Origin of the sequence: Novosphingobium sp. HR1a (genome assembly GCF_015594425.1) — a bacterium.
GTDB lineage: Bacteria > Pseudomonadota > Alphaproteobacteria > Sphingomonadales > Sphingomonadaceae > Novosphingobium > Novosphingobium resinovorum_A.
The window spans coordinates 1-20421 of sequence record NZ_JABXWS010000077.1; the positions used below are offsets into that span (position 1 = coordinate 1).

Below are 20421 nucleotides of genomic sequence, written 5' to 3' on the forward strand. Positions count from 1 at the left end.
GAAGGAAGCGCGTCCTGCGGAAATCCGGCAAGTATCGGGTGCCGACGGCAAACCGCACGGCCTCCGACACTTGCCGGTTCCAGCCGTCCCTCACCGGTTAGAACAGATATCCGATGCCGTGCAGGTAATCGTCGGCATTGACGAGCGTGACGACCTTGCGCCCGATCCGCCACTGGCCGTCTTCGGCCGCTTCGAGATGGTGCTCGACATCGGCGGCGATCGTGCTCAGCCGTTCGAACTTGTATTCGGCGATCTGCATCGCCGAGCGCACGACGAGAACGTCGCCGTCCCGCTCGAACACGAAGCGCGAGATCGTGCGAACCGTCCGCGCCGGCGGTGAGGCAGACATGGAGAAGCCGCTGCGCAGCCGCTTCACGCGAGCCTCGCGCATTTCGGCGTCATCATAGGCGACGTTGAGCGCATCGGCGTGGTCCTTCACGCCGAACTCGGTGGGAATGATGTAGAGGCCGTCCTGCGACCACAGCGGCAGCCATGCCTTGTAGTCGAGCCGGTCGAGAATCTCGGCCTCGCGCCAGATGAACTGCATGGCGCCGAAGGCTTCGGCGGCATCGACGGTTGCGGTCATCGCCTCGGTGCTCATGCCGTCATCATCCTCTTCCACTGCTGATAGGCGGCACGCATGCCGGTTTCGGCGCTGACGTCGCCTGCATCGTGGCCGGCTTCGGCTACCCCCTCGGGCGCATCGACTCCTCGGTTGACCATGATCCACAGATCATCGCCCGCCGCTGCACCGCGCTGGACGCGCTCCCAGCCCTCGGCGTCGTCAGGCGTGCCGAAGCCCATCGGTCCCTGGAAGTGTTCGTGCAGGCGCAGGCGCATGCGGTTGCCCGCGACAGGGCCCTCATCCATGCCGATGGCGACGTGAGTAATCTCGGTCTCGTCCACGGCCACCGGGCGCAGCACGCGGAAGAACGCCATCGAGCAGGCGACATTGGGGAACAGGTTGAGGTTGAACCCGGTGCCGCCCACCGCGCGCACCACGCGGCGCACGGTCGCGTCGTCGTGGCCTTCGGCCACCAGTTCGGCCGCCAGGTCGGCGAAGCGATCGGGGATCGGTGCCTCGAGATTGTCCTCAAGGTCGATGAGATCGGGGATCATCACCATGACGGAGTGCCCGTTGCCGAGGTTCTCTACCCAGCCGCCATGGCCCAGCACGTCGAAGATATTCTCGGTCTCCGCATCGAGGCTGTCGAGGAAGGTCTTGTGGACGATCGGGAAGTGGTAGGCGTCGGTCGTGTTCTCGAGCTGGATCTTCCAGTTTCCGGGAAAGCGGAACTTGTGTTCGCCCAGCGTCTTCACGCCGAAGCCCGCCCCCTGCTTCATGAACAGATCGATCCACTTCTTCGCGGGGCCGAGGAATTCGGCGAGCGGCTCGATGTCATCCTTGAAGGTGGCGAAAATCATGCCGTTGTAAGTTTCGACGCGCAGCGAGACGAGGCTCAACTCCGCCTTTTCCGGCTCGCTCTGGTAACCCGAGGCGTGCGGCACCTTGCGCAGCGCGCCGTCCACGCCGTAGCTCCAGCCGTGGTAAGGGCAGACGAAGACGCTCGACTTGCCCTTCTTCTTCTCGCACACACTCGCGGCGCGGTGGCGGCAGCGGTTGAGCAGGACGTGGATGGTGTCCGTCTTGTCGCGCGTGACGATGACCGGCTGGTCACCGACCCACGAGGTCTTGAAGGTGTTGGCCTTGGGCACGTCGCTTTCATGCGCGACCCAGACCCAGGTGTTCCGGAAGATCCGGTCCAGCTCCTGATCGAAGATCGCCGGATCCTTGTAGAGCGAGGTATGGACGCGGTCGTCGCGGACGAGGTGTCCGCAGTCGATCGCGACGCCGCCCCGGGAGGTCGTCGTGGTCATGGATTTTCCCTTGTTATGAAGGCCCGCAGACCGCGATTGCGATCGGCGGGCCTCTATCTTCGAACTCAGCTTGCGGCGGTGAGCCGCTTCTCGATTTCGCGCGCGCAGGCGCAAAGCCGGGCGTCGCCGTTCATGCGGCCGACGATCTGGAGACCGACCGGCAGCCCGCGATCGGACAGCAGCGGCAGCGTCACAGCCGGGTGGCCGGACAAGTTGAAGGGGCGTACCAGCCGGGTGAGCGGTACGCAGGTGCGCGGGTCGGCGGCTTCCTCGATCGTCGGCGGGACCACCGGCAGGGTCGGCAGAAGCAGCACGTCGAACCGATCGAGCAGTGCATCGATCTCGGCGGCGAACCGGGCGCGGATGGCTTCGGCTTGGATCAGGTCTTCGGGGCGTACCATGCTGCCCGCGCGAACCCGGGCGCGTACGTCCTCGCCCATGCCCGGGTGATCGACATGCTCGCCGATCGCGGTCCAGGTTTCGGCGCCCATGACCGTGATTCCCGCTGTGAAGGCATCCACGAACGAATTCGCGCGGCACGTCTCGACGTCGCCCAAGCGGGTCATGGCCGTCGCGAACGCCGCGCGCACTTCGCCGTCCGCCTCGACGTCGAGCACGCCGATCCGCAGCGCGGCAGGGGCTTCCTCGGTCGGCCACTGTTCGACGATCGTGGCCATGGTGCGCTCGACGTCATCGATTTTCGTGGCGAAGACGCCGACGCAGTCCAGCGTACTCTCGCGCGGATGAGCGCCCTCGCGGCTGACGAGACCGAAGCTGGGCTTGAAGCCGACCAGCCCGCAGCAGGCGGCGGGCATGCGGACCGAGCCGCCGGTGTCAGTACCGATCGCGATATCGGCGATGCCCGCCGCCACGCCCACGGCCGAGCCGCTCGACGAGCCGCCGGGAATGCGATCGGGCCAGCGAGGATTGACGGGCGTGCCCGCCCAGGCATTGGCGCCGGTCACGCCGAATGCGAATTCGTGCATGTTGGCCTTGCCCACGATGGTCAGCGAAGCGTCCCGGCGCAGGCGCCGGACAACCTCGGCGTCATCGGCTGCCGGCGCGGTATCCGCCATGACCGCGCTGCCCTGGAACGTCGGGTAGCCCGCGATGTCGAGGCAATCCTTGACCAGCACGCGCACCGGGCCGTCGCCGATATCGAGTTTCCGCGCGACGGCACCAAATTCGTCGGTCACTTGTCTTCACTCCCCAGGCCAAGTTCATCGAAGGGGTTAAGCGCGACGAAGCGCAGCCGCGCGTTCTCGATGAAGCTGAGCATCTGCTCGTAGACGTAGAGCGAGTCGCGGCGGCGGAAGCCCGCCAGCAGCGTGCTGGCGATCGTCACCGAGATCGCCCGCGTCTCCTTGTCGTGCAAGGTGGCCAGGCGGACCGCGTTGACTTGGTCGAAGTGCCTGTGGATCATCGCCACCAGGCGCACGTTGGGCACCACCGCCAGCCACGCCTCGCGAAACGCGACGTTGGCGTTGAACAGCGCCATCATGTCGTCTTTCTCGTAGGCTTTCTGCGCGTCCGCGAATGCAGCCTCGAGCGTGGCCAAGCTCTCCGGAGTCATCTCGACCACAGCCATTGCCGCCGCGCGAGGCTCGAGCATCTTGCGGATCTCGAAGATCTCCAGAATGTCCGCGTTGCTCGGCGTCGGCAGTCTAAAGCCTCTCGTCGAACCGACAAGGTAACCTTCGTGGACCAGCCGCAGCAGGGCTTCGCGAGCCGGCATGCGCGACATTCCCAGTTCCGCAGCAAGCGCCTTGTCCACGATGCGGTCGCCGGGGGCGATCAATCCCAGGCGCAGGCGGCCGAGAACCTCGGCGTAAGCCTCTTCGGCATTGCTGCCTTTTTCAGCATCTTCGGGGAGGAAAGCGGTCATGAACACCTCGCGCTAAGTGCATACACTTTACGCACGTATATTTCATCATGCAACCATATTTGACGCATTTATACATTTTTGGTTTGACATGGATCAATTTTCGAATGAGAACGGTATGCAGATATCGCGCTACCGCAACGAGTGGCGCAAGCGAATCGAAGCCCTTCAACGGCCGCAACAATGACCATGGCAAAACATGCATGCCTTTCGGCTTGCGTGTTGGCTTCGGGCGGCGGTGGCTGAGCGAAGTTCAGGGACAGTGCGCTTATGCAAGTCGATCCAATCCCATCGGCATTCCCGCCTCAGGCACCATCGTCGATGCAAACGCGCGGTGCCTGGGTCATCGTCGGGCTGCTGACGGTGGTATACCTGCTGTCGTATGTGGACCGGCAAATCCTTGCGCTGCTGATCGAACCGATCAAGGCCGACCTCCAGATCGACGACTTGCGCTTCAGTTTCCTGACGGGGCTGGCGTTCTCCGTGTTCTTCGCCGTCGCCGGAGTGCCGCTGGGCTGGGCCTCGGACACCTTTCGGCGCAACCGGGTCATCGGAGCGGGCATCCTGTGCTGGAGCCTGGCGACGATCGCGTCGGGGCTGGCAGACAGCTACGGCCACATCTTCATCGCGCGCATCCTTGTCGGCGTCGGCGAAGCCGCGCTGACGCCTGCGGCCTATTCGCTGATCGCCGACATCGTCGCGCCCGCCATGTTGGGCCGCGCGATCGCGTTGTTTTCCATGGGCTCCCAGTTCGGCGCGGCGACGGCCTACCTGCTTGGTGGCGGGCTGGTCGCGATGCTGTCGCGCCCCGGCGCAGGCCTGCCGCTGTTCGGCGATCTGGCCGTCTGGAAGCAGATGTTCGTGATCGTCGGCCTGCCGGGCCTCGTGCTTGCGCCGGTGATCCTCTTCGGGGTGCGCGATCCGCGCCGCAATACGGCGGCAGATCGCGTGTCATTGGCAGCAGCCTGGGCACAGCTCAAGCCGCAGCGCGCCTTCCTCGTGCGGCACTACTGCGGGTTCACCGCGCTTGCGGCGGCATTCTTCTCGATCATGGCGTGGCTGCCGGCGATGCTGGGGCGGCGGCTCGGACTGGATGCCGCGCATTTGGGGCTGACCGCGGGCGCGCTCGTCCTGGTCTGTTGCCCGCTGGGGACGTTGACCGCAGGCTGGCTGGCCGATCGCCTGTCCGCCGCCTATGGGCGCAGTGCGCCTCTGCGTGCGGCGATCATCGGCATGCTGGTCATGGTGCCCGCGATGGTGATCATCGCCGTCGCCGGGAGCGGGCCGATGCTGATGCTCGGTACGGCGATGGCGCTGTTCGTTGCGCCCTGGCCGCTCGTCCATGCATCGCAGTCGTTGCAGACCAGCGTGCCGCCGCGTGTCAGAGCGCAGATTACCGCGCTGTTCCTGCTCATCGCCAACCTCATCGGCCAGACCGGCGGGGTGAGCCTGGTAGCGCTGCTGACCGACAAGGTCCTGCGTGATCCGGCAAAAGTCCACCTGTCGCTGGCAGCGGTGTGCATCGTCGCCATGCTGTTGGCCTGGCAGCCCTTGCGCAGCGCCGCCGCGCTCGTCCGGGAGGCGCGTGATGTCTGAATCGTCCGGGACCGATGCCGCCATCGGGCAGATTTGCGAATTGCAGGCCGAGCTGAACCAGCTTCGCGCGGACGTGGCGCTGCTCCAGGCCGAGGCCGGAGCGCGCCGCACGCTGGGCCGCTACATGCGCCTGTGCGACGTGCCACGCCTCATGGCCGGGGCGAGCGAGGAGGAGCGGGCCCGGGCCATCGCGGCGCTGTTCACGCCCGATGCGATCTGGGAAGGCGTGGGCGGTGCGCATGGCGCGCAGTTCGGCAGCCAGGTCGGGCGCGAGGCGATCGCCGCGCATTTCTTGAACTTCTATACGCAGCGCGAACCCGTGCAGGTCTTCAATACGCATTACCTGTGCACCGAAAGCCTCGAGGCCACGGGCGACAGGGTCACCGGCGACTGGGTCCAGTTCCAGCCCTGGGTCGATGCCGCAGGCGGCTCGCTGCTGCGCTCCAGCCGCCTCAACGTCGCGTTCGAGCAGGTCGGCGGCGAATGGCTGATCGCGCACTATCGCACCGAAAATCTCTTCATCGCCGCTCTGCCGGACAACTGGTGGAGTTCACTCATCGCAAGGCCCGCGCTGGAAATATCCGGCGCAGGCTGACCACCGCCGAAACCGAATTTGCCGCAGGAACTATCGTGCCGGGAGAAGCAAGATGCTCGCCGGTGCTCCCATTCACTTTACCATGAGGGTTACCATGACGAAGGCTGCATTGTATCTGCGAGGCACGTTCCTTGCCACGTCTCTGATGTTCACGCTGCCCGCCAGCGCGCAGGAAGCGCCCGCTGCGGCCGACGAGCAGGCCGGCGGTGACATCATCGTCACGGCCCAGAAGCGCCCCGAACTGCTGTCGAAGGCGCCGCTGTCGATCAGCGCGGCGACCGGCGACCAGCTCAAGAGCGCGGGCATCACCGATGCATCGAACCTTGCTACCGTCATTCCGACCGTGCGCATCGATCAGGCGAACGGTCTGCAGGTGACCATCCGCGGCGTATCCAGCGCCGACGGTACGGAAAAGGGCGATCCCTCGGCAGCCTTCATGCTCAACGGCGTCTATGTGGCTCGCCCGCAGATGCTTTCGGGTGCATTCTACGACATCGGCCGCGTCGAGGTTCTGCGCGGACCGCAGGGCACGCTCTACGGTCGCAATGCGACGGCGGGTGTCGTCAATATCATCGCCAACCGTCCTTCGACCGACAAGTTCGCGGCGGCGGTCAATGCCGAATACGGGAACTACGATACCTACCGCGTCGATGCGATGGTCAACGTGCCGTTGAGCGACCGCATCGCCGTGCGCGCCGCCGGCGCCTACAACAAGCATGATAGCTACCTGATCGCGGGAACCGGCGTCGGCGACCACAAGCTCGGGCAGGACCAGGACGAATATGCCGGGCGCCTGAGCCTCGATGCCAAGTTCGGCAGCGACGACCAGGGCGAGCTTTATATCGTAGGTGACTACACCCATCAGGGCGGCGCGGGCACGCAGGCTGTCACCATGGCCAACTTCTACGGCGCGGCCACCACGACCAGTCCGGTGTACCTGCATCCCTCGTCGAGCGAGGCGCGCACGGTCAATTATCCGGTCGTCAGCGACCCCTATCAGGACAATAAGATCTACGGCGTCACGGCCGAAGCGAAGTGGGATTTCGGTCCGGTGAACCTGACGTATCTCGGTTCCTACCGCATCTTCGACCAGGACCAGCGCAGCACTTACGTCAACTACAACGCGAACCGCTACGCCGAGCAGTACCAGTACACCAAGAACAAGTCGAATTCGCAGGAACTGCGCCTCGCCACTTCCGGCGACGGACCGCTGACGGCAGTTGCGGGCCTTTACTACTTCAAGGAGAAGTCCGACTACGCGGACACGGTTCTGCATGGCTATGCGGGCTTCCCGCTCTATACCTTCCAGCAGGGGCCGGTCGAAGCGGAATCGAAGGCGGCCTTCGGCCAGGCGACTTACGAGGTGGTCAAGGGGCTGCGCCTGACCGGCGGCCTGCGCTATTCGCACGATCAGAAATCGCGCCTAGGTGCGACGATCTACGATCGCAGTTCCTCGGTCATCGGCGCGGACACCAATGTCCTCTCGTCGATCAACGATGCCGCGCGCACGGACTCCAAGCTGACCTGGAAGGCCGGCGCGGAATACGATGTCACGCCGGACATCCTGACGTACGGCACCGTATCGACCGGCTACAAGGCCGGCGGCTTCAACGACGGCTGCGCGGCCGGTTCGCCGGGCTGCACCAGCCCGGTGGTCAACCTGTACTACAACCCGGAAGAACTGACCGCCTACGAGGTCGGCGTGAAGGGCAAGGCTCTGAACCGCATGATCACGTTCAGCCTCGCGGGCTTTTATTATGACTACACCAACATGCAGCTCAGTTCGCCGGGCCTGATCGGCCTGACGACGCTCAATGCCGGCAAGGCGACGATCAAGGGCATCGAGACGCAGTTCACACTGATCCCGACCTCGCAGGATCGCGTCGATCTGTCGATCAACTACCTCGATGGGCACTATACGGAGTATCGTCCCACCACGACGGTCGATTTCGCCGGGCGTCCGCTCGACAACTCGCCCAACTGGGTGGTGACGGCGGGCTACACGCACACGTTCCCGCTCGGCAACGGTGGCGACATTGCGGCGCATGTCGATACGATGATCAGCGATGACTACTATGTCACCTATTTCGGCAATGGAACGCAGTTCCGTAACCCGAGCTATATGAAGAGCAACGCGAACATCGCGTACAATGCGCCCGATGATGCGTACTATATCAGCGCTTTCATCAAGAACATCGAGAACTCGGTGCAGTTCTCGGGCTATGGCGCGGGCCGTGTCTATGTCTCGCAGCCGCGGGTCTACGGTGTTCGGGCAGGCATGAAGTTCTGACCGAACGACGGCGCCCGGAGCATTCTCCACCCAACCCGGGCGCCGTCACGCCTTTGCAGACCAGAGAGTACCCAACCGTCATGCTCAACCGGCGTCATTGTCTGATCGCGATCGGCAAAGCCGCATTTGCGGCGGGGTTGCCTTTGCCTGCCATGGCGGCTCCCCCGCATTTCTTCGGGACTGCCGGGGCAGAGCTCGGTCTCCAGTTGTTCATGCTGGACGCACAGGCCCGGACCGATCTCGAAGGTACGCTGCGGGCCGTGGCGAGCATGGGTTACCGCGAAGTGGAGATAGCCAATCTCTATGGCCGCTCGGGTGGTACGATCGCGGCGATGCTGCGGGCCGCGGGCCTTTCGTGCCCCAGCATCCACGTGCAGGGGCGCAGTCGCGGCGACGATGCGCCCAGCTTCGACGGTCCGCTCGGCGCTCTGGTTGGCGATGCGCAGGCCATCGGCGCCCGTACCTTGACGCTGGCCTCGTTTCGATTTCCCGACGACGCTCCGGCGAGGCTCCCTGACGAGCGTTTGCGCAAATACGTGGCACGCATCGGCAATCTGATGGATGCCGGTGCGTGGCGCCGCAATGCCGACTTCCTCAACCGGACCGGCGCGATGCTCGCACGCGAGGGCTTGCGCATCGGCTATCACAACCACAACGCCGAATTCGCGCCGCTGCCCGAAGGCGGTTGCGGGATGGACATCCTGCTGGGCGAAACCGATCCGGCCTGCGTCGATTTCGAATTGGACGTGGGATGGGTCGCGGCGGCCGCGCGTGACCCGATAGCGTTGCTGCGCGCTCATCAGGGGCGTTTCACCCAGCTTCATGTCAAGGACGTGGCCGCCGCCACCCCCGATTATGCCTTCGTTCAGAAGTCCGCACCGCTCGGCCTTGGTGTGCTGGACTGGCGAGAGATCCTGCCTGTCGCCCGGAAGGCGGGCGCGGTGCACTATTTCTTCGAACAAGATCCGCCATACGAAGAAGATCCCGCCGGAATCGCGGCGCGTGCCCATTCGTATCTGGCTGCCTTGCCGACCTGACGCAAAGTCATCATTCCATAGGAAGATCCCGATGCCCATGACCTCCAGATCCCGATCGCCGCGCCGCCGCGCCGCCGCGTTGCTGCTCGCCTCGGCGCTCGCAAGCCCGATCGGGATGATGCCTGCGGCGGCCCAGACCGTCGCCGCGACTGCCGCCCCTTCGGAGCAGGAGATCGCCGCGCGGGTGAAAAGTCTGCTGGGCGAACTGACGCTGGAGGAGAAAGTGTCGCTTCTCGCTGGTGGATCGCGCATTGCGACCGCCGCGGTGCCGCGTCTGGGCATTCCGGCCGTGCGCATGGCCGATGGCCCCAATGGTATCCGCGCCAACGAAACATACAAAGCCACCTCGTTCCCGGCCAGTTCCGCGATGGCGGCTACCTGGAACCCCGCGATGGCAAGCCGGGTGGGTGAAGCCATCGGAGAGGAAGCTCGCGCGCTCGACTATTCGATCGTCCAGGGCCCCGGCCTCAACATCCAGCGCGTGCCGGTGGGCGGTCGCAACTTCGAATATTATTCCGAGGACCCCTACCTCAGCGGCCGCATGGCAGTGGGCTGGGTCAAGGGCCTCCAGTCCACCGGCGTCATGGCCACCGCCAAGCATCTGGCGGTGAACAACCAGGAAACCGATCGCCAGACCGTCAACGTCATCGTCTCGCAGCGGGCGCTGCGCGAGGTCTATCTGCCCGGCTTCGAGGCGGTGGTGAAGGAAACCGACCCGGGGCTGATGATGGCGGCCTACAACAAGGTCAACGGCTTCTATTCGACCGAGAACAAGTGGCTCCTGCGCGATGTCCTCAAGGGCGACTGGCACTATCCCGGCGTCGTCATTTCGGACTGGGGCGCAACCCATTCCACCGCGCCTGCCATCAATGCCGGACTGGACTTCGAGATGCCCGCGCCGGCCAAGTTCTTCGGCAAGGACATGGTCGCGGCGGTGCGACGCGGCGACGTGTCCCTGGCGACGCTCGACGATTCGGTGTCGCGCATGTTGCGCCTGATCATTCGCTCGGGCCGGATGGACGGCTGGACACTGCGGCCGCAGGACAAGGTGGACAGCGTAGAACACCGCGCCACTTCGCTGGCTGCCGCCGAGCAGGCGATCACCCTGCTCAAGAACGACGGCCATGCGCTTCCGCTCGATCCGGCCAAGATCCGCCGGATCGCGGTGATCGGCCCGAACGCCGATGCCCGCATGATCCAGGGCGGGGGCAGTTCCGAAGTCACCGCCATCCGCGTCACCACGCCGCTGGAAGGGCTGAGGGCGGCGCTGCCCAAGGCCCGGATCGATCACGCCATCGGCGTCACCAACGATCGCTTCGCGGCGATGGCCGACCCGCGCATGTTCTCGACCACCGCCGACCGCCACGAACAGGGGTTGACGCAGAAGCTGTGGACCAGCGGCAGCATGGACGGCGCCCCGGTGCGCACGATGACCGACGACGTCTTCATGCGCTTCTACTTCGGCCCGGAACTGTCGGAGGATGCCGGGAACAAGGTCGTCATGCAGTGGACCGGCTACTTCTGGCCGCCCACCACCGGCGACTATGATTTCAGCATGATCGACCGGGGCAACACCAGCGTGTGGGTGGACGGCAAGCCGGTCATCGCGCCGTCACAGCCCAACTCGCCCTCGCCGCTGTTCGGCGGCTTCGGCTGGCGGGAGCGCCGGACCAGCGTGCATCTGGAGGCCGGCCGCGCCTATCCGTTCCGCATGGACTTCATGCCCGCCCGGCACTGGAACCTGGCCTATCGCTTGGGCATCCAGCAGCCGGTCGGCTCCATCGCGCAGGCGGTCGAGGCGGCGAAGGGCGCGGATGCGGCGATCGTGTTCGTCGGCAGCTCGGTGACCTCTGAAAGCGAGGAGGCCGATCGTCCCAACCTGAAGCTCTACGGCGAGCAGGACAAGCTGGTCGAAGCGGTCGCGGCCGCGAACCAGCGCACCATCGTCGTGCTCAACACCGGCGGGCCGGTTGAGATGCCGTGGAAGGACAAGGTCTCGGCGATTGTCGAGGGCTGGTTCCTGGGCGGCGAGGTCGGCAACGCAGAAGCGAACGTGCTGACCGGCCGCACCAACCCATCGGGCAAGCTGCCGGTCACGTTCCCCAGGCGGATCGAGGACAACCCGACCTTCGCGACGTTCCCCGGCAAAAACCTAGAGGCGCATTACAGCGAGGACCTGCTGGTCGGCTATCGCTGGTATGACGACAAGGCGATCGAACCGCTGTTCCCCTTCGGCCACGGCCTTTCCTACACCAGTTTCGCCTATGGCGGCATGAAGCTGGTCAAGGCAGACAAGGGCTGGCGGGTCAGCTTCACCGTGCGCAACACGGGCAAGGTGGCGGGCGCGGAAATCGCGCAGCTCTACCTCGCGTTCCCGCAGGCCGCGGGCGAGCCGCAGCGCCAGCTGAAGCGTTTCGAGCGCGTCGAGCTGAAGCCCCGCCAGACCCAGCGCATCTCGTTCGACCTGACGGACGCCGACTTGCGGATATGGGATACTGCGGCGAACGACTGGAAGGTCGAGAACGGGACCTACAAGGCCTTCGTCGGCGGATCGTCGCGCGTGCTGCCGCTTTCGGTGCAGTGGACGCGTTGAGCGTGGCAGCCCTCGCGCAGGTTCGCAGCATCGCCGCCGCGCTCATCGATGCGCGGCGGCGGCAGGTAGCCCTGCCGCTGTTTCCGGAGGCCGTGCCGGACACGCTCGATGCGGCCTATGCCATCCAGCGCTGCGCCATAGAGGGATGGGATGATGCGATCGCGGGCTGGAAAGTCGGTCGCCTCGACGCCCGCTTGAGCGAACGCTACGGCGTCGATCGCTTCATAGGGCCGGTGTTCGCGCGCGATGTCGTCCATGTCGAGGATGGCCGAACGAGCGTGTTTCGTCTGATCCCGGATGGAAGCGGCGCGTTCGAGGCAGAACTGGTGGCCTTCGCCAGCGCCGACCAGCCACCGCACGTCGCGGCGTGGACGCGCGCGGGCGCGGCGGAACTCGTCGGTGCCATTCACACCGGCATCGAACTCGCGGGCAGTCCCGTAACTGGGATCGGGGCGTTGCCCACCACGGCGTCGATCGCCGCCTTCGGCAACAACGCGGGGCAGATCGTCGGGCCGCTCACGACGCTGATGCCCGGTCCGATGCTCGACGATGTTACCGTGACCAGTTCGGTCGACGGCAGCGAGGTCAGGACCGCCGAAGCCTCGGCGCTGCCCGGAGGTCCGATGGCTGCCATGGCTTTTGCCCTCGAGCAGCTACACGCATTCGGCATGCCGCTTCGCAAGGGGCAGTTCGTATCGACAGGGGCCGTGACCGGCGTGCACGAGGTCGCGACAGGCCAATGCTGGGAAGCGACGTTCCATGGGCACGGACGTCTCGTTTGCCGGGTCCATGCGCAAGATCGTTCCGATATGGACGTCTAGAACGCGATCACTGTGCCTTGCATGGATAATCCGACCTGACGTCATCGCATTCTGATCGCTTGCGGCAATATCCGGGCAACGGCGCTGCCGTTCAGACCGCTCGGCATCACATGGTTTTGCGGTGTCAATGCCGCGATCGTAGCGCCCCTGTCACATCGAGCCGATAGGCGGCGCCCATGCCTGTCTTCTCTCCCTCCCGGATGCAGTGGATCGCGCGGGAGATCATCCCGCACGAACCGGACTTGCGCCGCTGGCTCGCCACGCGTCTGCCGCCTTCGGATGTCGATGACGTGGTCCAGGAATCTTACGCAATTCTCGCCGGTATGCAGGCCGTCGATCATATTGCGGCGCCGCGCAACTATCTGTTCACCGTAGCGAAATCGGTGATGCTCAAGAGCTTGCGCAAGGGCCGTGTCGTCGAGATGGATCGGTTCGCGGAAGCCGAAAGCCTTCAGGTTCCTTGCGATCGCCCTGGCCCCGAGGTGGTGGTGGCCGATCGTCAGGAACTGAAGCGGCTCGGCGCCATGATCGAGCAACTGCCGCTCAAGTGCCGGCAGGCCTTCGTGCTGCGAAAGTTGCATGGTCTGTCGCAGCGGCAGGTTGCGGCGGAGATGGGTATTTCCGAAAATACCGTGGAAAAACATATGGCAAAGGCGATCATATTGCTCTCCGGAGCGATTGGACGTGGCGGAAACCGGCGATTGGCGACATCATTGGGAGATGATCGAATCGCGGACCCGGCATGGGGAGAGGTCGTTGGTGGCTCCTCCTCCGAACGCCATTGATGAAATTGCTGCGGCTTGGGTGGCCAGGATCGACCGGGCTCCGCTGAGCCCGGATGATCAACATGCTCTCGATACATGGATGGCGGCAAGCCCCCGCCACGCCGGGGCACTGGCGCGTGCGAGCGCGATGAATCTCTATTTGGACAAGGCCGCCGCGCTGGGACCTGCGTTCGATCCCGACCGGGGCCGGACATGGCGGATGCCGTCGTTCGGCATGGATCGACGGCAGATGCTGATCGGCGGCAGCACGATGGCGCTGGCCGTGGTGGGTACGGGTCTTTCCTATGCCGTGCTCACGCAGAAAAGCCGGGTGTCCACCGGCAAGGGCGTGATCCAGCGGCACCCGCTCGCCGACGGATCCTCGATGACCCTCAACACCGCGACTGAGGTGGCCGTGGCTTTCGACAGCGCCGTGCGCAAGGTCGAACTGCTGGACGGCGAAGCGCGCTTCGACGTCATCAAGGATGCCGCTCGTCCTTTCCTGGTGCTGGCGGGCGATGTCACCGTCCGGGCGATCGGCACCAGCTTTTCCGTCTGGCGCAATTCCGGATCGGGTACTCGCGTGGTGGTGTCCGAAGGGATCGTCGAGGTCGTTCGCGCCGGCAAGATGCTTGCGAACCGCCTGACGGCCGGGCGGATGCTCCATCTGGATGATGGCGGCGCGATCGTCGAAAAGGCGCTTTCGCCTTATGCGCTGGAACAGGTTTCGGCATGGACCTCGGGCATGGTCGACATGAACGGCCTCTCCCTGCGCGAGGCGGCGCAGGAGTTCGGCCGCTATTCCGAAACCCGGATAGAGTTGCAGGATGCCGCCGTGGCGAACTTGCGCGTTTCAGGGGTCTATTCGATCAACAATCCGGTCGGCTTCGCCCGCGACGCCGCGCTCAGCCTGGGGCTGGAAGCGGTGTCCGGCGACGGTTCGGTGCTGATCCGGCGGAAGTGAACCCGGGCCGTTGATGATTTTTTCCGGGGTGGATGGCGGGAAGCGATTTCCCTGAACTCTTCTTCACGTGGGCAGCAGATCGCTGCGCGTGAAGGGGACAGTTCATGACATCGAAGTCCTGGTTGGCGGCGGGGATCGGTATCGCCGCGCTGACCATCGCCATGCCTGCGCTTGCGCAAGTAAGAAACTTCAACATCCCGGCACAGGACCTGGGCACGGCTCTGTCGCGCTTGGCCCATCAGGCCGATATCCAGATCGTCGCGCCGGACGCGGTGACCCGCCGCTTCCGCAGCCATGCGGTGCAGGGGCAGATGGAAACCCGCGCGGCGATCGCCCGCATGATCGAGGGCAGCGGCCTGGTGGTGGCCTCGGACAGCGGCAGCGTCGTCGTGCTCGCGGCGGGAAACGACGGAGAGGCGGCTTCCGGCCCGAAGGCTGAGAGCGTCGAGCCCGAAGCCGCGGAAATCGTCGTTACCGGCGCGCACCCCATCGCCGAATCCGAGGCTGCGGCGCTAGCCCGCCAGCGCGCATCGGATTCGCTGGTCAGCGTCGTGGCGTCGGACTCGGTCGGCCGCATGCCGGACCAGAACATGGCGCAGGCACTCGGCCGTATTCCCGGCGTCGCCATCCAGCGCGATCAGGGCCGCGCCCGCTATCTCAACTTGCGCGGTGCACCGAAGAACTGGACGACGGTGTCGTTCGACGGGATCAACGTGATCAGCCCCGGTGGACGCCAGACGCTGTTCGACACCATTCCTGCGGCGATCGCCTCGCAGGTGGTCGTGCGCAAGGCCGTCACCCCGGACATGACCGGCGAAACCGTCGCGGGCAATATCGACATCGTGACCCGCTCGGGCTTCGATTTCCCCGGCCTGCACGTCGCAGGCAAGCTGGGCGGCGGCGTCCAGCGGATCGGCAACAAGGGTGAGGTGGACACGTCACTCACGGTGTCGGATCGCTTTCAGACCGGCGTGGGCGAGATCGCGGTAGTGCTGTCCGGCACGTACTATCACCGCAGTTTCCTAGTCGACAACTTCGAGAATACCTGGGCGCAGGTGGCCCGCGATACCCGCCCGGGTTCGCAGGACCGGTATTGGGCGGCGACCAGCACGAACAAGTTCTATCGCTTCACCAATACCAACTGGTCCGGCAGCGGCCGGGTCGACTGGCGCATCAACGATCGTCACCGGCTGTTCGCCTCCGCCGTCTACACCGCGCTGACGGAGAACGAGGCGCGCGACCGCTTCGTCTTCAACATGGCCGAACAGCAAAGCCGCCTGCCGACCGGGACTACGGCCTGCGCCGCTATCGCCCCGCCTGCTGCGGGCACCACCGGCTATGCCGACATCTGCACCGGCAATACGCCGCAGGCCGGAACTGTCTACGGCATCCCGCTGACCATCGGCATTTCGTACAAGGATTTCCTGCAGAGCGTCAGCACCAACACCCTGGGCGGCGACCACGAGATCGGCGACTGGAACGTGCAGTGGCGGGCCAACTATACCCGTGCGCTCGACGATCGCAGCATTCCGAACACGATGACGTATGCGACGCCCGCCTTCGGCACCAACGGTGCGGGCGCGGGCAGCCGCGTGACCGTGGGCTACGATTATTCCAACCCCTTGCTGTCGCGCCTGTCGCTGTACACCACCCAGCGCTCGACGAGCGGTGTCCTGTCGCAGGGCGGGGCGGTGTCCGACGTCAGCGCCTATCCGCTCACACTGACGGGCCTGTCGGGCCTGAAGGCGAAGGACGTGACCGACGCTTACACTGGAAAGCTCGTCCTCTCGCGCAATCTGTCGCTGCTAGGCCACGAGAGCGTGCTGACGTTCGGCGGGCAATACGATCGCCGTACCAAGATCGCCCGCGAACGCAGCCTCAAGCTGTCCACGGCGCAGGCGGCCGCAGCCGGGATAACCACCGATTACGCCTCGGCGCTGACCGACAGCATGCATGACGGTGGCCTGTCGGTCGGCTATCAGGCGCGGTATTTCGATCTCGACACCCTGCTTGCGAATCTGGCGAAAGCGGAAGCGGCGGGCGATTATGCGCCGAATACCGCCAACTATTACCGGGTCAGCGAAGAGGTTCTCGCGGGCTTCGCCATGCTCAAGACGACGTTCGACTGGGGCAATGTGGTCGCGGGTGCGCGGGTGGAGAAGGTCAGCAACGAGGGCCGCGCATTCGTGACGCTGGCGGGAGTGTCCACCCCTATCCTCGCGGGTAACGACCGCACGCTGGTGTTCCCCAGCCTGCACGCCAACGTGAACCTGGATTCCAGCAAGGTGCTGCGCCTTTCGCTCAACACCGGCGCGGCGCGTCCCGATTACTCGATCCTGCGTCCGAACTTCACCTATAGCGACACCGGCCAGACGGTTTCGGGCGGAAACCCGCAGGCCCGCCCGGAGCGCGCGAAGGGGGTGGACCTGTACTTCGAATGGTACACCAGGCCGCAAGGTTTCATCAGCCTCGGCGGCTTTTACAAGAAGCTCGACGGCGTCCTGTTCTCCGCGACCGGCATCTTCAACAGCACCGCGCTCAACAGCGGCGGCGTCGATCGTTCGGGCTACGTCTATTCGACGACACTCAACGGCGGCAGCGGCGAACTCTACGGCATCGAAGGCGTGTTCCAGCAGCAGCTGGAGCCTTACACGCAGGCGCTCGGACTGCCCGACTGGATGGGCGGCTTCGGCGTGCAGGCCAATGTCACCGTCAATCGCGGCAAGGCGAATACGCCCGACGGTCGCTCGGTGCAGTTCCCGGGCGCCTCGAAGCTGATCTACAACGTGGGCGGCTACTACGAGATGTCGGGTGTCTCGCTCCGCCTGAACTACCAGTACCGCTCGCCATGGGTCGATGCGATCGCCAGCGCCGCCGAAGGGGGAGACCTCTATTTCGCAGCGGATCGGCAACTCGACTTTTCGAGCCGCTACGCGATCAACGACCGCCTCGAAGTGTACTTCGATGTCGCCAACATCCTGAACGCCCCGCTGAGGCGTTACGCCGGCGATGCATCGCGGCCGGTCGAATTCGCCCGCTACGGCCAGCGTTACGAAGGCGGCTTCCGCTTCAACTTCTGACCGGGGGTGAACGCAACCCGCCGGACGCTTTTCAAGACATCACATTATCTCAGGAGATTACCCATGAAGATGCATTGGTTCCATGCCGCCCTTCCGATGGCGGCCGTGCTGGCAACGGCGGCATCCGCGCAGGAGACGCGCAACCCCGAGGTCTCCGGTCCTTTCGTGACTTCGCCTGTCATGCTCAACACCAGTTCGGCCTCGGTCACCGTATCGTGGCTGGAAAAGGGCGCCGACGTGACCGTGCGGCAGGGTACGGAGGTGCAGTCCAGCTTCCCCGTCGAGGTGCGCAAGACCACGTTCACGCATCTCAAGCCCGGCACCGTCTATACTTATGACGCCGGGCCGGCCGGCAAGGGCAAGTTCAAGACACCGCCGCTGGTCGGCCAGCCGTTCGAATTCCTGATGTATGCGGAATCGCGCAACGGCAACGTGTCCAATACGATCGAGCAGCAGGACAAGACCAATGGCGACGACATCCATTCGCAAATGATCGCGACGATGTCGAAGGAGGATCCCGATTTCGTGATGCATCTGGGCGATGCCATCCAGACCGGCCCGGACCAGCAGGAGTGGTTCGACTTCTTCCGCATCACCGCGCCGCTCATGCGCAAGACCAACGTTGCGCTCGTCTACGGTAACCACGAGGCGAATGCCCCGCTGGTCCACGACATGTTCAACCAGCCCAAGACCTACTATTCGTTCAACTGGGGAACATCGCATTTCATCGTGCTCGACAGCGAGTACGACCGGGTGCGGCTGGCCCAGGCGGGCAAGTCGACGGAGAGCGAGCAGGAGAAGCTCTGGCAGGAGGAACTGACCTGGTTCAAGGAAGATCTGGAGGCCAACAAGGGCGCCGACAACATCTTCGTCGCGTTCCATCTGCCGGTCCATACGGCCACTGCGTACAAGCGCCGCGACCGCAGTTTCCGCATCCAGCGTGAATGGGTGCCGCTGATCGAGAAGTACAACGCGATCGTGCTCAACGGTCACGAGCACAACTACCAGCGGGCTCAGGCCAACGGCATTCACTATTTCGTGACCGGCAGCGCAGGGGCGTCGCTGGAGAAGGTGGACTGGCCCGAGCCGGGCATCACCAAGAAAGCGCTTGCGGCTTTTGCCTACACCAAGTTCCGCGTTGACGGGAAGCACGTGACGATGGAAGCGTTCGATGTGCATGGCAAGAAGATCGACGAGGAAAACGTCCGTTAAGGCGGTTCGTCGGTCATTCTTGTCGCGATGGCGGTCGAGGCGAGACTGCCTGCCGTCACGAACGAACCCCGGGGCTGCGTCAAGCCGCCCCGGGGCCGTGCAGGCGAAGCGAGGGTATCGGCCCGTCAGAAGACCATCGAGAATACCGCGTAGAGGCCGCCCGCCAGCAGGATCGAGCAAGGCAGCGTCAGCACCCAGGCCATCAGCAGGTTGCGCACGGTGCTCATTTGCAGGCCCGACCGGTTGGCGGCCATGGTTCCTGCCACGCCCGAGGACAGCACATGCGTGGTCGATACCGGCAGGCCGAGATGGTCGGCCGCGAAGATCGTACCCATCGCCACCAGTTCGGCCGAAGCGCCCTGCGCATAAGTGAGGTGCGACTTGCCGATCTTCTCGCCCACCGTCACGACGATACGCTTCCAGCCGACCATGGTGCCAAGCCCCAGCGCGAAAGCCACTGCCACCTTGACCCAGGTGGGGATGAAGCGGGTGCCCGCATCGAGCGACTTCTTGAAGCCGTTCACCGCCTCGATCCGCGTGTCGTCGAGGTTTGCGGTGTCATCCTTGGCAAGCCGCTTGATGGCTTCGGACGCGAGATACATGTCGTTGCGCACGTTCTCGGTCGCGGCGGCGGGGACCTTGGCGAGTGAGCCGTATTCGTCGACCTGGCGATCGATGTCCTTCACCAGCGCAGCGATCGCGGGCGTGGTCTCGGGCTTGTAGGTCTTGTCGGCGATATAGGCGGTGACGGCGCGGCGCGCTTCGGCGGGGCGCATGGTCGGCGTCGTGCCGCCGCCGAGCGCGGCATAGGCCTTGTCGGCGCCGACGTGGAATTCCTGCGTGTAGCTTTCCGGCACGGCGCGGTTCAGCGCATAGGCGGTGGGCACGGTGCCGATCAGGATCAGCATGATCAGGCCCATGCCCTTCTGTCCGTCGTTCGAGCCGTGGGCGAAGCTGACGCCGGTGCAGGTGAAGATCAGCAGCACGCGGATCCACAGCGGCGGCGGGGTATCGCCCTTGGGTTCCTGGTAGAGCGCCTCGTTGCGGACCAGCACCTTCATCGCCAGGAACAGCAGCGCGGCCAGCCCGAAGCCGACCAGCGGCGAGACCAGCAGCGCCTGGCCGATCTCGGTCGCCTTGCTCCAGTCCACGCCCGCGGTGCCGCTCTTGCCGTGCATCATCGCGTTGGCGACGCCGACGCCGATGATCGAGCCGATCAGCGTGTGCGAACTGGAAGAGGGAATGCCCAGCCACCAGGTGGCGAGGTTCCATAGGATCGCGGCGATCAGCAGCGCGAAGACCATCGCGAAGCCCGCGCTGGAGCCGACCTGCAGGATCAGCTCGACCGGCAGCAGCGAGACGATCCCGAAAGCCACCGCGCCGGTGGACAGCAGGACGCCGAGGAAATTGAAGAACCCGGACCACACCACCGCGACATTGGCGGGCATGGCATTGGTGTAGATCACCGTGGCGACTGCATTGGCGGTATCGTGAAACCCGTTCACGAACTCGAAGCCCAGCGCGATGAGCAGCGCCAAGAAGAGCAGCAGGAACGGCAGCAGCGCGATGGCGGCCATGCCCGAGGCGCTGGCGTCGGCATAGACGCTGTAGGCGACATAGACGATCGCCGCCAGGATCGCCGCGCCGAAGCCCAGTTGCCCGGCGATTCCCAGGCCCTTTTCCATATCGGGGCGGGCATGGGTGTGGGC

15 protein-coding genes and 1 pseudogene are annotated in these 20421 nt (G+C 64.9%); 11 read left to right on the top strand and 5 right to left on the bottom strand.

What is annotated here, in order from left to right:
* Positions 1 to 97: 97 nt before the first annotated feature.
* From HWN72_RS20690 to HWN72_RS20705, 4 genes are all read right to left on the bottom strand, one after another.
* The gene (locus HWN72_RS20690) at positions 98 to 601 is read right to left on the bottom strand and encodes an aromatic-ring-hydroxylating dioxygenase subunit beta (RefSeq protein ID WP_211151256.1); all 504 of its coding nucleotides are present in this window, start codon (positions 599 to 601) and stop codon (positions 98 to 100) included.
* Positions 598 to 1878, bottom strand: coding sequence for a Rieske 2Fe-2S domain-containing protein (locus HWN72_RS20695; RefSeq protein ID WP_008829760.1), 1281 nt, complete (start codon positions 1876 to 1878; stop codon positions 598 to 600). The genes HWN72_RS20690 and HWN72_RS20695 overlap by 4 nt, the downstream gene beginning before the upstream one ends.
* A 65-nt stretch (positions 1879 to 1943) precedes the next feature.
* Complete coding sequence (locus HWN72_RS20700; protein ID WP_008829761.1) at positions 1944 to 3074, bottom strand: amidase; 1131 nt, start codon at positions 3072 to 3074, stop codon at positions 1944 to 1946.
* Positions 3071 to 3763 (bottom strand): GntR family transcriptional regulator, encoded by a 693-nt coding sequence (locus tag HWN72_RS20705; protein ID WP_008829762.1) that lies wholly within the window; start codon positions 3761 to 3763, stop codon positions 3071 to 3073. Before HWN72_RS20705 ends, HWN72_RS20700 begins: the two co-directional genes overlap by 4 nt.
* Positions 3764 to 4081: 318 nt before the next feature.
* On the opposite strand from HWN72_RS20705, the gene HWN72_RS20710 reads away from it, so the two are divergent.
* The 11 genes and pseudogenes from HWN72_RS20710 (at position 4082) to HWN72_RS20755 (ending at position 18712) form a co-directional block, all read left to right on the top strand.
* Positions 4082 to 5356, top strand: coding sequence for an MFS transporter (locus HWN72_RS20710; protein WP_008829763.1), 1275 nt, complete (start codon positions 4082 to 4084; stop codon positions 5354 to 5356).
* Positions 5349 to 5951, top strand: coding sequence for a nuclear transport factor 2 family protein (locus HWN72_RS20715; RefSeq protein WP_008829764.1), 603 nt, complete (start codon positions 5349 to 5351; stop codon positions 5949 to 5951). Before HWN72_RS20710 ends, HWN72_RS20715 begins: the two co-directional genes overlap by 8 nt.
* A 94-nt stretch (positions 5952 to 6045) precedes the next feature.
* Positions 6046 to 8241, top strand: coding sequence for a TonB-dependent receptor (locus tag HWN72_RS20720; protein ID WP_008829765.1), 2196 nt, complete (start codon positions 6046 to 6048; stop codon positions 8239 to 8241).
* 152 nt (positions 8242 to 8393) lie between these two features.
* The gene (locus HWN72_RS20725; RefSeq protein ID WP_211151257.1) at positions 8394 to 9278 is read left to right on the top strand and encodes a sugar phosphate isomerase/epimerase; all 885 of its coding nucleotides are present in this window, start codon (positions 8394 to 8396) and stop codon (positions 9276 to 9278) included.
* Between the two features lie 37 nt (positions 9279 to 9315).
* Entirely contained in the window at positions 9316 to 11871 is a 2556-nt protein-coding gene (locus HWN72_RS20730; protein ID WP_051211470.1) for a glycoside hydrolase family 3 C-terminal domain-containing protein, read from the top strand.
* Positions 11868 to 12692, top strand: a complete 825-nt coding sequence (locus tag HWN72_RS20735) for a 2-keto-4-pentenoate hydratase (protein WP_008829768.1) — start codon at positions 11868 to 11870, stop codon at positions 12690 to 12692. The genes HWN72_RS20730 and HWN72_RS20735 overlap by 4 nt, the downstream gene beginning before the upstream one ends.
* Positions 12693 to 12892: 200 nt before the next feature.
* Positions 12893 to 13477: an RNA polymerase sigma factor gene (locus tag HWN72_RS20740; protein WP_172705022.1), complete on the top strand. Its 585-nt coding sequence runs from the start codon at positions 12893 to 12895 to the stop codon at positions 13475 to 13477.
* Positions 13413 to 13592 (top strand): annotated as a pseudogene (locus HWN72_RS32040) (FecR/PupR family sigma factor regulator); the annotation flags it as partial. The gene HWN72_RS20740 and the pseudogene HWN72_RS32040, both read left to right, overlap by 65 nt.
* A gap of 12 nt (positions 13593 to 13604) precedes the next feature.
* Positions 13605 to 14420, top strand: a complete 816-nt coding sequence (locus HWN72_RS20745; protein WP_248006195.1) for a FecR family protein — start codon at positions 13605 to 13607, stop codon at positions 14418 to 14420.
* Between the two features lie 104 nt (positions 14421 to 14524).
* Entirely contained in the window at positions 14525 to 17500 is a 2976-nt protein-coding gene (locus HWN72_RS20750; RefSeq protein ID WP_211151258.1) for a TonB-dependent receptor, read from the top strand.
* Positions 17501 to 17563: 63 nt separating this feature from the next.
* Positions 17564 to 18712 carry a metallophosphoesterase gene (locus HWN72_RS20755; protein ID WP_008829772.1) on the top strand — a complete coding sequence of 383 codons (1149 nt, stop codon included), beginning with the start codon at positions 17564 to 17566 and terminating at the stop codon, positions 18710 to 18712.
* 125 nt (positions 18713 to 18837) lie between these two features.
* Here HWN72_RS20755 and HWN72_RS20760 read toward each other — a convergent pair whose 3' ends face one another.
* Entirely contained in the window at positions 18838 to 20397 is a 1560-nt protein-coding gene (locus HWN72_RS20760; protein ID WP_051211472.1) for an inorganic phosphate transporter, read from the bottom strand.
* Positions 20398 to 20421: the final 24 nt, after the last annotated feature.